This window comes from Parabacteroides sp. AF21-43, assembly GCF_003635435.1.
GTDB classification, from domain to species: domain Bacteria; phylum Bacteroidota; class Bacteroidia; order Bacteroidales; family Tannerellaceae; genus Parabacteroides; species Parabacteroides distasonis.
In genome coordinates this window covers 57,628-71,098 of sequence record NZ_QTMG01000029.1, presented here as the reverse complement: position 1 = coordinate 71,098, position 13,471 = coordinate 57,628, and the positions used below count along the sequence as shown (strand labels likewise).

12 protein-coding genes and 1 tRNA gene are annotated in these 13,471 nt (G+C 45.5%); 7 read left to right on the top strand and 6 right to left on the bottom strand.

Features of this window, described 5'->3' with window-relative positions; genetic code table 11:
- Together DWX84_RS21525 and DWX84_RS17440 are read left to right on the top strand one after the other, a co-directional pair.
- Positions 1–249: hypothetical protein (locus tag DWX84_RS21525; RefSeq protein ID WP_122377581.1), on the top strand; the 249-nt coding region annotated here is incomplete at its 5' end.
- On the top strand, positions 246–620 hold the full coding sequence (locus DWX84_RS17440; RefSeq protein ID WP_048928075.1) for a hypothetical protein: 375 nt from the start codon (positions 246–248) through the stop codon (positions 618–620). The genes DWX84_RS21525 and DWX84_RS17440, both read left to right, overlap by 4 nt.
- Positions 621–650: 30 nt before the next feature.
- Here DWX84_RS17440 and DWX84_RS17435 read toward each other — a convergent pair whose 3' ends face one another.
- The 5 genes from DWX84_RS17435 to DWX84_RS17415 all read right to left on the bottom strand — a co-directional run bounded on the left by DWX84_RS17435 (position 651) and on the right by DWX84_RS17415 (position 5,155).
- Entirely contained in the window at positions 651–1,796 is a 1,146-nt protein-coding gene (locus DWX84_RS17435; RefSeq protein WP_229103437.1) for a site-specific integrase, read from the bottom strand.
- A gap of 228 nt (positions 1,797–2,024) precedes the next feature.
- Positions 2,025–2,099: transfer RNA gene (locus DWX84_RS17430), tRNA-Pro, on the bottom strand.
- A gap of 59 nt (positions 2,100–2,158) precedes the next feature.
- Positions 2,159–2,899 carry a murein L,D-transpeptidase catalytic domain family protein gene (locus DWX84_RS17425; RefSeq protein ID WP_005866080.1) on the bottom strand — a complete coding sequence of 247 codons (741 nt, stop codon included), beginning with the start codon at positions 2,897–2,899 and terminating at the stop codon, positions 2,159–2,161.
- Between the two features lie 34 nt (positions 2,900–2,933).
- Entirely contained in the window at positions 2,934–3,953 is a 1,020-nt protein-coding gene (locus tag DWX84_RS17420) for a L,D-transpeptidase (protein ID WP_036612293.1), read from the bottom strand.
- Positions 3,954–4,066: 113 nt separating this feature from the next.
- Positions 4,067–5,155: an acyltransferase gene (locus tag DWX84_RS17415; RefSeq protein ID WP_036651401.1), complete on the bottom strand. Its 1,089-nt coding sequence runs from the start codon at positions 5,153–5,155 to the stop codon at positions 4,067–4,069.
- Between the two features lie 184 nt (positions 5,156–5,339).
- On the opposite strand from DWX84_RS17415, the gene DWX84_RS17410 reads away from it, so the two are divergent.
- On the top strand, positions 5,340–5,876 hold the full coding sequence (locus DWX84_RS17410) for an HdeD family acid-resistance protein (RefSeq protein WP_005866076.1): 537 nt from the start codon (positions 5,340–5,342) through the stop codon (positions 5,874–5,876).
- Here DWX84_RS17410 and DWX84_RS17405 read toward each other — a convergent pair.
- Positions 5,871–6,776 (bottom strand): AraC family transcriptional regulator, encoded by a 906-nt coding sequence (locus DWX84_RS17405; protein WP_048928073.1) that lies wholly within the window; start codon positions 6,774–6,776, stop codon positions 5,871–5,873. The genes DWX84_RS17410 and DWX84_RS17405 overlap by 6 nt on opposite strands.
- 311 nt (positions 6,777–7,087) lie before the next feature.
- On the opposite strand from DWX84_RS17405, the gene DWX84_RS17400 reads away from it, so the two are divergent.
- From DWX84_RS17400 to DWX84_RS17385, 4 genes are read left to right on the top strand one after another with little or no spacing between them, the layout of a single operon-like run.
- A complete protein-coding gene (locus tag DWX84_RS17400) occupies positions 7,088–7,690 on the top strand; it encodes a TetR/AcrR family transcriptional regulator (RefSeq protein ID WP_005866074.1) in 603 nt (200 codons plus the stop codon).
- A 42-nt stretch (positions 7,691–7,732) separates the two neighbouring features.
- Positions 7,733–9,124, top strand: coding sequence for a TolC family protein (locus tag DWX84_RS17395; RefSeq protein ID WP_008778062.1), 1,392 nt, complete (start codon positions 7,733–7,735; stop codon positions 9,122–9,124).
- Between the two features lie 46 nt (positions 9,125–9,170).
- Positions 9,171–10,196 carry an efflux RND transporter periplasmic adaptor subunit gene (locus DWX84_RS17390; RefSeq protein WP_008774010.1) on the top strand — a complete coding sequence of 342 codons (1,026 nt, stop codon included), beginning with the start codon at positions 9,171–9,173 and terminating at the stop codon, positions 10,194–10,196.
- Between the two features lie 6 nt (positions 10,197–10,202).
- On the top strand, positions 10,203–13,322 hold the full coding sequence (locus DWX84_RS17385; protein ID WP_048928072.1) for an efflux RND transporter permease subunit: 3,120 nt from the start codon (positions 10,203–10,205) through the stop codon (positions 13,320–13,322).
- Positions 13,323–13,471: the final 149 nt, after the last annotated feature.

Sequence of the window (13,471 nt, the reverse complement as noted above, 5' to 3'; positions counted from 1 at the left end):
GACTTGACTCCGCTGGCATCGTGGGTGAAGCTTACCAGCAATTCATCCTTGCTGTCTGGCTGCTACAATCTAGCTTTCGTCAGCGTTTTATCCACTCCTCCTTTCACCCTCTCCAGCGGAGCCTTGACGAACGGCAACAACTGTCCGATCTACGTGCCGGACGATGCCGTGGATACCTATAAGACGGCCACGAACTGGTCCGCTTACGCAAGTCGTATCAAACCCATATCAGAAAAAACGGAGTCATGAGAACAGACGAATCGAGCAACAAGCATCTGATAGCGGAGGACGGCAAGGTCTTCCGCCGTATCAGTGACGGATGGATAGCCGGACCGGAAATCTATCTGGGCAAGACCTATCACCTAGGCGGCGAGAGGCTGGATACCCCCTTGGAAGAACTCCCCGGGCACTATGAGGAGATCGACGATCCGGTAGCCGCCGAGACCGTATTGCTTGACGAGGATACCGACATGGAGGAAGCGGTGAGGCCAATGATAGCCGCCGATGCCTCCCCCGAACCTCCCGACGATCTTCCCCCGGAACCCCCAAGGGTGACACTGGCCGATTATCGTGCCTTGGAGAGGAAAGTGGAGATGATGATGAGATTATTAGGAATGTAATCTATTAACAACGACCAGATCATATTTTCATTAAAATCCCGTATCAAAATCCGTCAACAAAGGATTCGCCTCCTTCAAATCATGTGGCGTATATATATCCGTTATTGATATTGAGGAATGCCTAGCTTGATCACGTACAGACAGAGCATCCACATTTTGGCGAAGCATCATTGTAACTCCAGAATCTTTTAGGGAATAGAACTTATAATCCTTCGGGAACTTTAAATCTCTCATAACATGAGATAACCAATAATCCCTAAACTGTTTCTCGGTTCTTCCACTCTCTCCTGGTTTGAAAGAATCTGAGAAAAGATAATAATTCATCGGATATTGGTAGATTTTCAAATCTATCATCAATTGAATAACCTTTTTATTCAATGTAACCACCGCATCTTTTCGGTTCTTCGATATATCACCACTAACTAAAATCGTTTGATTCTTAAACGATATATCCCTTATTTTCAGCATTGACATCTCTTTAGGGCGAATAAGGCAATAATATTCAATGTAACAGGCTAGCAAGAAATGTTTATTATTCCCCATCAAGTAGTTCCGTAAGCGCTCAAGATCTTTTATAGACAAGACTGTCCTGTTTTTTTGATAATGCCGCTTTCCTAAAACTTGCAAACCCTCGGCCATATTCGTTTTGTGATATCCAGAGCGTACTAGGAATTTACAAAATACACTCAAAACCCTTATGTAGTTATCATGAGTTTTGGCCGTATTGCCGCGATCAATGTATATATGATCCAAAAACTCTTGCAAAAAGCGCTGATCAATCTGGTAAATATACGTAGCCGACTGTTTCAACGACTCATTGTATTTCTTTAGATTCCTGATCTTTGATTGATATTCCACATAAGTAGCTTCTCGGATAATGTCATCATCCAAATATTTTTTCTGTATCCGAAAGAAATGTTCTATGGCATCATCAATAAATACATAAGATAATGCTGATTCCCGCTCAATCCATGGGTTCCAACCTCTTCGAAGTTGTTCCGAAAGACGATTGATCAAATCTTTTGCATAGATCCTCCTCTCTCCTATTTTCGAAATATGATTAAGCTTGATTTTTTTTCGGCGCATCTTTCCCTTTGCTGGATCGAAGGCCATAAATCCGATATACCATTCCACACCGACATATAATTGAGGCGGAGTATAAGCTACGATGCTCAAAACACTCGAACTTTGTTTCCTTTTAGGCATTTTTTTTTAACGTCAATTTTAAATTAAAATCAACGCTAAGACATTTACACTAAAAATCTTACAGACATTTCCTGTCTCAAAATTGTCCCGTTATGTTAAAACGAGGCACTTTGATAACTTATGTCCCATTCCTGTCCCGGGGGTATTAAAACAGTTAAAGGGAAACAGTTGAACATCAACCATTTCCCTTTTTCTAAGTCGGGGTACCAAGATTCGAACTTGGGACCCCCTGCTCCCAAAGCAGGTGCGCTAACCGGACTGCGCTACACCCCGTTTTGCAATTCATAGTGTTTATCTCTGATTGCGGTGCAAAGGTACGCCTTTATTTTAAACTACAAAACTTTTTGGTAACTTTTTTCATGAAAAATATCATTTTCTTGTTGAGTGGATAGAATGGAACTTTGCGTCAGATAGTTCTTATCGTTGGCGTAAATAAATAAAAGGGTTCCATTCTTTATCGTATTAATAATTGGCTTACTGACAGATACAGGCAACGCAGGGCAACCAAAGCTACGTCCTAACCGACCCGAGGAAGCTGCCACAGAAGGATCGGAATAAGAGGCGCCATGAATTACAATCGCCCTTTGCTTAGCCAAATCATTTATTCCTTTTTCCAATCCATTTAGGATAAGCGAATAGCCATTCCGGCCTTGGTACGTATTTTCCGTCAGATAAAATCCTAAAGAGCTTTTGTGGGAACCGTTCTCGTTCGAGAAAGAGGTCGCATAATTCCCTCCGCTATTCTTACCGTGAGAAACCAAAGAGGTGTAAAGTATTCTCTTTTGCCGTATATCCAATACAACCATACGCTCCGCCGTAGAAGGTTTAGAGAAATCGATCAATGTAAGGATATCCTTATTTTTCCGATCAATCTTCTCGGAACCTCTAAGCCCCTGCATAAACGCATCGAAACAAACCCATTGATCCAATCGCATCTCCTCATATAATTGGCGCCCCATAACCGCCACAGACGTTGATCCCGTTTCCGGAGATAGGGCACGCAAAACGCCACCGGTTGAAATTGAACCTACAGACAAGACAATAAAAAACAAATACAAGAAAATCCTTCGCATACTAAAAAACAATAACGCCGCAAAGTTATGATTTTTATTCTAATACAAAAACAATCGTCTCATTAACAGGCGCCCAATCGTAAACAAATTGCGCATGCGAAGTCGCGTTTCTCACACACATATGAGACCGGGGTGTCGTTCCCAACGAAGGACTATACTCGATCAACGATTTACGAGGAGCGTTGACCGGTACGCCATGGATATACGCCCCATTCGTAAAACGGTTGGCATAAGGAGCGAATCCACCTGTCTCCTTGGAACCGTCTACCAAATAGATCATGCGAGACTTTTTTTCTTGGAGAACATACATTCCCAACGGGGTTTCCTGCGCATAAGGAGGACGATGCTGTCCGGTAGTCGCAGGGTTCATGCTACGAACCAACCATTTCGAGCCGACGTGCTCCAAGGTCGCGATATTCTGGTTATGACGATCCACGAAGATCGCCTTATCGAAGACTACCGTATCCCCTATTTGCTTGATATATTTCTTCGGAGCATACCACTCCTCCTCCCCATCATACACGGTTTGTATACGAGCGAATTTAGAATCCTCATCCATCGCCTTGATACGAACCAAGCTACCGTCACGTCCATAGATCTCGGGAATCACGGTATCAGTCAGCAAATAAAGCGGGACGGATTGATAGCGTTCTACACCAAGCGTATCGGAAACCCTCTTATAGGCATCTCTCTTGAAGACTTTTACAAGAGGAGCCTCTCCATTCCTGTTTTTATAGTTCTGCAAGATCGCCCATTGAGACGGCTCCCTTTGGATCGACTCCAATAAGGATAATCTTTCTTTCATTTTCTCCCACTGGAACTCCCGTGTCGTATCTTTATAGGGGTAAGTATCTTCTAAAGTATGCTTATCGTAAAGCAGCTCTTTCTCTATTTCGATATGGGGAGGCAAAGTCTCCATGATCACAGCGGAATCCTTCGATATAGAATCCACAGGAGTTAAGACCTCGGTTTGAGCAGGCTCGGTCCTCGGCGTACAATAACTTAGCGTACAAAGGCTCGATATCAAAAGTATAAAAACTGTTCTCGTCATCATTATTACCCGGGATTTATTTGAATATCGTAAATATACGATTTTTTCCAAATAACAGGTAATCTTATCATCTTGTTTACAAAGTAACCGCGCCAAATGACAGAGCTATCCTATATTCATCCTATAATCCATTTACTGCCCGGTATTAATGAGATAATCTTTGTCGTCACATAACAGCAGATAAATGTACTTACCGCAATACATGGTATGGCGGCGACAGTAGGCAAGGCTAAGTCGTGCTTAAACACCGTTACCCACAATCCGAGCCAAAATATATGCATAAGGTACATACCGTAGCTGAGTTTAGACATCTCTGTTATGAGTCGTGGAGATTTCGAATTGCCTATGCAAGTAAAAGCGAGGAACGTACCCGCCGTAAGAAGCACACAGTTAATCGTACAGAAAGCCCATCCGATCTCTATCTCAGGTGTGACAAGAGTTACTCCGGGTATCGCTTGGACATAGAAGGAATAAATCGTCAGCAAGGCACCGACGAGCATCGAGGCGATTCCGATAACCAGACGTTTAGAACGGTTCCATGTAAGATGGACATGTATATAATGTGCCAGTACGAGGTATCCTAAATAACCGGAGAAGTACCACAGTATATGGTATTCGTTCCAAAAACATTGTCCCCACACCTCGCCGAAGCAACGATTGAGATAGGGCATACAGGTCGACAACAGAAACAAGCCGATGAAAAAACGCTCTTCTTTCGCCGTGGCTTTATTCAACCATGGCGATATTACGGGTATAAATAAATAGAGGCTGATCAAAGGGTACATGAACCACAAATGTCCGGCCTGTGAAGGAAAGTTCAAGAATATTCTCGATATATCTTTCAATGATGTCTCGGCATCTATCTGCCCCCAAAGCAAGGGTAAAGTGCTGTATAGTATCATAAATATGAAAAACGGCGGTAAGATGCGGATACAACGCTGACGGTAGAATTGCCAAGAGGTCAGCCCTGCCTTCATCGGCGCAAGAAGAAAGGCGGAGACAATTATAAACAATGGCACCGCCATGCGTGAGAAACCATCGTATACGGCTACCCACAACCGATCGGCCTCATTGGCCAGATAAGATTGCGGTCCCACCATATCCGTGGAGCCCTCAGCTCCATAAAAGTTTTCACTGGCGTGGACAACCATGACAAGGAAGCACGCGAACACACGCACGTAATCCAAAAAAACTATACGCTTCATTTTTTGTTTTAGTATTATTATTCGTTAGATGATTTCAAGTTTGTCTTTTTACGCGAAGCATGCATTCAAGAGGGATATATTTCGATGTTTTTCCTGATACTGCTTTATGGCGCACAAAGGTAAAAAAAGTCGGAAAGAATATATACCTTTGTCATATTATAAATGAAATCTAAAATAAAAACATATGAGATCTATTAATGGCGCGGTTTTACGTAGCGCATTTGCGATGGTATTAGGGTTTGTTTTGGTATTATGGCCGGAAGCAGCCATAACCTATCTGGTTATCACGATCGGTATACTATTCATTTTACCGGGATTATTCGCTATCCTCAGCTATTTCACCCGACCGAAAAACGAGAACGGGGAAAAACCGATGTTTCCTATCGAGGCAGCGGGAAGCGTACTGTTCGGAGCGTGGTTGGTAATCATGCCCGAGTTCTTCGTGAATATATTAATGTACGTACTCGGAGCCTTATTGGTAATTGCCGGTGTACAGCAATTGGTTTCATTGATATCCGCAAGGAAATGGAGCAATGTACCGTTGGGCTTCTACCTGATGCCGGCTTTGATCTTGATAACCGGAGTAATGATTCTTGCCTACCCGTTCGGGGCGGCGGCAAATACATTCGTAATCTTCGGTGTAGCCAGCATTTTCTACGGGGCTTGTGAGTTGATCAACTGGTATAAGTTCCGCAAGCGTATAGAAAATACCGGATTATGATTTCCGGTATTCCATGGGTGATATACCCATATGCTTCTTGAAAAACTTACCGAAAGTGGATTGATCGGAGAAGTGGAGTATATCCGCTACTTGCTGAACCGTGGCTTGCGGGGCCTTCAACAGCATCTTGGCCTCGACGATCAAGGCGTCGTCAATCCATTTATTCGCTGATTTACCCGTTAGCTCTTTCAAGATAAGCGAAAGATACTGTGGGGTAATAAATAATTTCTCGGCATAGAAAGTAACGACGTGCTGCTCCTTGCAATGCTCGAAAAGCAATTGCAGGAACTGCTCGAAAAGCTCCTCCTTCCGGGAGAGTGTAGGTGCCGTCATCAGCTCCTTCTTACCCATAAAGATATTAGCCAACTCGATAAAGAAACCGACTAAGGCGTTTTGGAGAGCCTCCTTCTGGAAAAAATGGGTACGCAGCTTCATCTTTTCCCGTAAGATTGAGAATTGGTCGGATATATGCTCAGTCTCCTCGGCACTCATCGCAGCACATGGATTCTTACGGATCTGCATATAATGCACCATAGAGTTTTTTTTCCCTGCCGGGGTAGTATATCCATCCAGAAAAGATCTGGACACGATCAACAAACGCCCTCTCAAATCTTTGCTCACTTTCGATACCTGTATGATATGAGTCGGCATCAAGGTTATAAACGTATTCTTCTCTATCTTATATGGAATATAGTCTACCGAAATATCAGCAGTACCTTCCTGTACCAAGATCATCAACAAGGCATTTAAACGCATCGGGGTGGAATGCTCCAGCCTTTTTTCCTCGTAATTAATCAAATCTCCGTTCAGATCCGCTATCGATAAATCATCTTGAAAGTTGTCGCTGGACTCAATTCCCTTGATTAACTCAGTGACTTCAATTAAAGGTAAATTTTTCATATCTATCTGTAGATTTTTATTATCACCTCGGACAAAGATAGAAATAAAAAGCCAAAGACCACCCACTATTTCGTTTTTAACCAATTTTCATCCAAAATTGAACGAATAACAAGAATTTTTGACAATATCCTGTTTCATTCCATACCAATACCGTAACAGTATAAACCTTTCTGGTTTTCTAAATATATCAGACCTTTGCGAATAGATTCGACGGGAATATCCGGTCATTGGTCGATTCCAACGGACGAGTCAGCGCTTTTTACTTGTATACGGGGATTGCCCCGGCTACTTTTGACGTAACAAAAACGAATATGATAAAAGAACAGATTATTAATACGGCGTTCGATCTTTTTTCTCAATATGGCATCAAGAGTGTGAGTATGGATGATGTAGCGAAAGCGGCTGGTATCTCCAAGCGCACACTTTACGAGTCGTTCGAGGACAAGGAAACCTTGCTGATCGAGGGGATCGATCACAATTCCGAATCGCTCGGACAATATCTGACGGGACTGGAAAAAGAACCTTTCAATGCCTTGGAAGTAATCCTGCTTTTCTATGAGGAGATGATGAAAAACCCGAGATGGTTCAACGAGAAGTTTTACGAGGACTTGAAGAAATATCCGAAAGCCCAACAAAAAATAGAGATGAATAAAGCGAGAATGGGTAAGAGGTGTATGGACTTGTTCACACGGGGCGTTAAAGAGGGCGTGTTCCAAGAGGGGATCAACTTCGAGATCATGGCCTTACTGGTGAAAGAGCAGACGAAGATGTTGCGGCCTTCCAATGTCTTCTGCAAGCATTCCATCACCGAGGTATACAACACGATCCTCCTCACATTCCTGAAAGGGATCAGTACCGAGAAGGGAAGAGCGATCCTAGACCGATTCGATCTCAAACAATCCTATGATTTATAGCGAACACTTAATGAGTTTAATCACAGACAAAATCTATCCTAAATGAAACGATTATTGATGAGTAGAAAAATGATGTTGGTCACATTTATGGTATTGCCTTTTCTGGCGGCGAGACCGGTTCTGGCTCAAGACACCCTGAAACTGGATCTTGGGAAAGCGCTAGAGATCGCCCTTAGCGAGAACCCGACCGTAAAAGTTGCCGATAAAGAAATACAGAAGAAAAAGTACGCACGTAAAGGCTCGTACGCTTCTCTATTTCCGCAGATCAGTTTTGCGGGGGACTACAACCGTACCTTGAAGAAACAGGTGATGTATATGGATTTCGACATGGGTGACATGGGAGGCGGCAGCTTGCCCGAAGGCACGGACATGTCGAGTATGGACGAGGGTTTCGAGGTAGGACGTAGCAACAACTGGAGCTTGGGCTTCAACGCTTCCATGCCACTGGTGAACGCCTCCTTATGGAAAAGCTTGAGTATCTCGGCCTTAGACGTGGAATTGGCGGTGGAGCAAGCTCGCTCTTCTAAAATAGCGATGGTGAACCAAGTGAAAAAGAGCTTTTACGCCGTCCTTCTGGCAAGCGACTCTTACCGGGTATTCAAGCAAAGTTACGACAATGCCATGGAGAATTATCTGGATATCAAACGGAAGTATGAACAGGGAACCGTAGCTGAATACGACTTGATACGTGCCGATGTGACGGTAAAGAATACAGAGCCTAATCTGTTGCAGGCAGAGAACTCCCTTACCTTGGCTAAATGGCAGTTAAAAGCGTTATTGGGTATGGATCTGGATTTAAATATCGATTGCGACGGGCAACTGACGGATTTCAAGTCCAGCCTCTTCGCCGACTATCTATCCACGGATACAACCTTATCCGAGAATACGGACTTGAAACAATTAGACCTTCAGGCGGAACAGCTAAAAAAGACGCTGGTCATGCAGAAATTCGATTATCTGCCGACCTTGTCGCTGACCGGTCTATATCAATGGAGTGCCATGAACAATGACTTCAAGTTCAAGAATTACAGATGGAACCCCTATTCGATGATCGGTATCACGTTATCGGTTCCTATCTTCTCCGGAGGTAGTAAATTTTATAAGGTAAAGCAGACGAAAGTCTCCATCGACCAACTAAACCTGCAACGGGACGATACCAAGCGTAATTTGCAGTTGGCCGTTAAACAGTACATAGATAATATGAATACCTGTATCAAGAAGTTCGACGCCGCCCAAAAGGGAGTCGAGCAAGCGGAACGGGGATATATGATCTCGCAAAAACGGTACGACACCGGAGCCGGTACATGGCTGGAGATGAACGATGCCGAACTTGCCTTGACGCAGGCCCGGTTGAACTTCAACCAATCTATCTACGACTATATGGTAGCGAAGGCGGATCTGGAGAAAGTATTGGGTAACGGACAGATGAATTGAAAATTAAAAATTGAAAGTTTAATAGATAATAATTAGGAACAATTATATGAAGACAAGTCAAATGCTGAAAGTAATACCGATAGCTACATTGGCCCTGCTGATGTCTTGCTCGGGTAATAAGAGTGAGGAAGCCACGGAAACACAGAATGAGAAAGTAAAGGTGAAAGTGGAGACGGTCTCTGTTCAAGACGTGGAGCAACTCAGTGAATTTACCGCTACAGTGGAAGCGAATATCAAAAATAATATCGCTCCCCAAACCCCATTCCGTATCGAGAAAATCTTCGCCGAGGTAGGCGACCATGTAAAAGCCGGGCAGTTATTGGCCAAGATGGACGCTACAAGTCTAAAGCAAGCGAAGATACAATTGGATAACCAAGAGATCGAGTTCAAACGTATCGACGAGTTGTATAAGGTAGGCGGTGCTTCCAAATCCGCTTGGGATGCCCAAAAGACTTCCTTGGAGGTGGCTCGCGAGACGTATAAAAACTTGGTGGAGAACACCCAATTGCTAAGCCCGATCAGCGGAGTCGTAACCGCCCGTAACTACGATAGCGGCGATATGTACAGCGGCGGAAACCCCATCTATACGGTAGAGGAAATCCGTCCGGTCAAATTAATGGTGAATGTCTCCGAGAGTCTTTTTACGAAAGTGAAGAAGGGCCATGAGGTAGACATCCGGCTGGATGTCTACGGAGACGAGGTTTTCAAGGGTAAAGTCAACTTAGTTTACCCGACGATCGATCCCGCTACCCGCACGTTCCCCGTGGAGATCAAGATCGCCAACTCGGATGAGCGAGTGCGACCGGGTATGTTCGCCCGGGTGACAATGAGTTTCGGCCATATGGATCACGTGGTGGCTCCGGATCGCTCTATCGTAAAACAATCAGGCGCCGGCGACCGGTATATCTATGTATGCAAAGACGGCAAGGTATCCTACCAGAAGGTGGAGCTAGGACGCCGTATGGGTGATAAATATGAGATCATATCCGGAGTGGAGGATGGCGACCAAGTGGTTATCACCGGGCAAAGCCGCCTGACGAACGGTATGGAAGTTGAAATCGAAAACGAATAACAGACTATGAGTTTATATGGAACAGCGGTAAGAAAGCCCGTATCGACCGCCCTTGTATTTGTGGCGATCGTGATCTTCGGACTTTTTTCCTTAAGCAGGTTATCAGTGGACTTGCTTCCGGAGATAGAGACGAACACCATCATGGTGATGACGGCCTATCCCGGCGCCAGCGCTTCGGATATCGAGATGAATGTTTCGAAGCCCTTGGAAAACGTGTTGAATAGCGTAAGCGACTTGAAGCATATCACGTCGCAATCCCGTGAGAATATATCGATCGTAACGTTGGAATTTAATTATGGCATCGATATCGATGTCGCCACGAACGATGTCCGCGACAAACTGGACATGGTAGAGTCTTCCCTACCCGATGACGTAGAGAATCCGATCATCTTCAAGTTCGGTACGGACGATATTCCCATCTTGATCCTCTCCGTAACCGCGGAGGAGAGCACGAACGCTCTTTACAAGATCTTGGATGATAAGGTATCCAACCCATTGGCACGTATCAGTGGCGTGGGCGCCGTTTCTATCTCCGGTACGCCGATCCGTGAGTTGCAAGTGTATTGCGACCCGTACAAGTTGGAGGCTTACGGCCAGACCATCGAAGGTATCTCTACCATCATCGCGCAAGAGAACCGGAATACACCGGGGGGTAGCGTAGATATCGGCTCAAATACCTACTCCTTGCGTGTTCAAGGAGAATTCACGGACGCTAAGCAGATGCTGGACCTAGTGATCGGTAGCCAGAACGGAAAGAACATATATCTGCGTGACGTGGCCCGTGTAGAGGACAGTATCGAGGAACGTGCGCAAGAGACGTTCAACAACGGCACGAAAGGTGGTATGATCGTCATACAGAAACAGTCCGGAGCGAACTCGGTGAACATCGCCAAGAAGGTACACCAGAAACTTCCGGAGATACAGGCTAGCTTACCCTCAGACGTGAAGCTGGACGTAATCATGGATACTTCCACGAATATCTTGAATACGATCGATAGCTTGAAAGAGACGATCATGATTACCTTTATCATCGTTATGTTGGTGGTATTCGTGTTTTTGGGACGTTGGAGGGCCACGTTTATCATTATCTTGACCATCCCGATCTCCTTGATCGCTTCTTTCGCTTATTTGCTGGCCTCGGGTAATACGTTAAACATTATCTCGTTGAGCTCACTTTCTATCGCTATCGGCATGGTGGTGGACGACGCTATCGTGGTATTGGAGAACGTAACGACCCATATCGAGCGGGGTAGCCAGCCGAAACAGGCCGCCGTACACGCCACGAACGAGGTAGCTATCTCGGTTATCGCCTCCACCCTTACGATGTTGGCGGTGTTCTTGCCGTTGACGATGGTTACGGGTATGGCGGGTATCTTATTTAAGCAGTTGGGATGGATCGTTAGTATCATCATGATCGTTTCTACGGTAGGTGCCTTGACATTGACCCCGATGCTTTGCTCACAGTTATTACGCCAGCAACCGGAGAAGGGTAAATTGTACCGGATGTTCTTCACGCCTATCGAAAAGGGATTGAACGCCTTGGATCGCGGTTACGGACGCTTCTTGAACTGGGCCGTACGCCACCGGAAAACGGTGATCGTAGGCGCTACGCTGATCTTCATCGGCAGTATGATGCTGATACCGGTCATCAAGACGGAATTTTTCCCGACGCAAGATAACGCACGCATCGGTATAACGATTGAGTTGCCGATCGGTACACGGCAGGATATTACCCGTGAGTTAGCTCTCGACATCGACAAGAAGTTCCGTGAGAAATATCCGGAGATCCTGATCAGTAACTTCACGGAAGGTACGGCGGATACGGATAATACCTTCGCCCAGCTAAGCAATAACGGTACGCATATCATCGAGTTCAATATAAACCTGACTAGCGTGGGCGACCGTGAGAGAGGTCTTACCGAGATTTGCGAGTTGATGCGGCAGGACTTAGCCCAATACAGCGAGATCAAGAAATTCGAGGTACTCGCCGGAGGGCAGGAAGGTTCTATGGGTGGAGAGACCTCGGTTAACATCGAGATCTATGGTTTTGATTTCGCCCAGACGGATGCCGTGGCGAATGAGATCGCCCGTCGTATGAGAAATGTAAAAGGATGCTCGCAAGTAAATATCAGCCGTGAGGATTATATCCCGGAATACCAGATCGACTTCGACCGGGAGAAACTGGCCATCAACGGGCTGAACGTAACCACCGCCTCCATGTATCTCCGAAACCGTGTAAATGGTTCCACCGCTTCAAAATATCGTGAGGATGGAGATGAGTATGATATCAAGGTACGTTACGCCCCAGAGTTCCGTGAGTCCGTAGAGGATCTTGAGAATATTTTGATCTATAACAATGAGGGCAAAGGCATCCGCATCCGTGATTTAGGCAAGGTAGTGGAACGTATGACTCCCCCGACCATCGAGCGTAAAGACCGTGAGCGTGTGATCACCGTATCTGCCGTAGCGGGTAAGGGAGCAGCATTGAGCGACTTGGTTGCCGCCGCCCGGAATGAGTTGAAACAAATGGATATCCCATCCGACGTAAGTTGGCAGTTGGGTGGAACATTCGAAGATCAGCAGGATACATTTACCGATTTGGGTATCTTGATGGTATTGATCATCATCTTGGTATTCATCGTGATGGCTGCCCAGTTCGAGTCGTTGGTAGACCCGTTCGTGATCATGTTCTCTATCCCGTTCGCCTTTACAGGTATCGTATTGGGATTGGCGGTCACGCAGACACCATTGGGCGTTATGGCTTTGATCGGCGTGATCATGTTGATGGGTATCGTGGTTAAGAACGGTATCGTGCTGATCGACTATACGATCTTATGCCGGGAGCGTGGCATGGGTATTATCACGTCGGTAGTGACTGCCGGTAAATCCCGTCTCCGTCCGGTATTGATGACAACGTTGACGACCGTTTTGGGTATGATCCCGATGGCGGTGGGAACCGGCGAAGGTTCCGAGATGTGGCGCTCGATGGGTATGACTGTGGCTTGGGGTCTTTCCGTATCCACCTTGATTACCTTGATTATTGTTCCGACGGTCTATGCCGTATTCGCTGCCAACGGCGTAAAACGAAGACGCCGCAAAATAAGGAAGGCATTACGAAATAATTAATTATCTTTGCGTACCATAGGGAAGCCGAGGCCAAGCAAACCTCGATGGGCATTGTTAGGTCATAACAATGCCCATTGTAAGGTGCTTACGATGCCCATTATAAGCAGGCTTGAATGCCCATCGTAAGAAAAGCTTCCCTACGGATATGC

What these genes read in the sequence shown, in the direction of transcription:
- DWX84_RS17410 (WP_005866076.1), top strand. Translation starts at nt 5,340, where the DNA reads ATGAGATCTATTAATGGCGCGGTTTTACGTAGCGCATTTGCGATGGTA.
- DWX84_RS17405 (WP_048928073.1), bottom strand. Translation starts at nt 6,776, where the DNA reads ATGAAAAATTTACCTTTAATTGAAGTCACTGAGTTAATCAAGGGAATT.
- DWX84_RS17395 (WP_008778062.1), top strand. Translation starts at nt 7,733, where the DNA reads ATGAAACGATTATTGATGAGTAGAAAAATGATGTTGGTCACATTTATG.
- DWX84_RS17400 (WP_005866074.1), top strand. Translation starts at nt 7,088, where the DNA reads ATGATAAAAGAACAGATTATTAATACGGCGTTCGATCTTTTTTCTCAA.
- DWX84_RS17390 (WP_008774010.1), top strand. Translation starts at nt 9,171, where the DNA reads ATGAAGACAAGTCAAATGCTGAAAGTAATACCGATAGCTACATTGGCC.
- DWX84_RS17440 (WP_048928075.1), top strand. Translation starts at nt 246, where the DNA reads ATGAGAACAGACGAATCGAGCAACAAGCATCTGATAGCGGAGGACGGC.
- DWX84_RS17415 (WP_036651401.1), bottom strand. Translation starts at nt 5,155, where the DNA reads ATGAAGCGTATAGTTTTTTTGGATTACGTGCGTGTGTTCGCGTGCTTC.
- DWX84_RS17385 (WP_048928072.1), top strand. Translation starts at nt 10,203, where the DNA reads ATGAGTTTATATGGAACAGCGGTAAGAAAGCCCGTATCGACCGCCCTT.
- DWX84_RS17420 (WP_036612293.1), bottom strand. Translation starts at nt 3,953, where the DNA reads ATGATGACGAGAACAGTTTTTATACTTTTGATATCGAGCCTTTGTACG.
- DWX84_RS17425 (WP_005866080.1), bottom strand. Translation starts at nt 2,899, where the DNA reads ATGCGAAGGATTTTCTTGTATTTGTTTTTTATTGTCTTGTCTGTAGGT.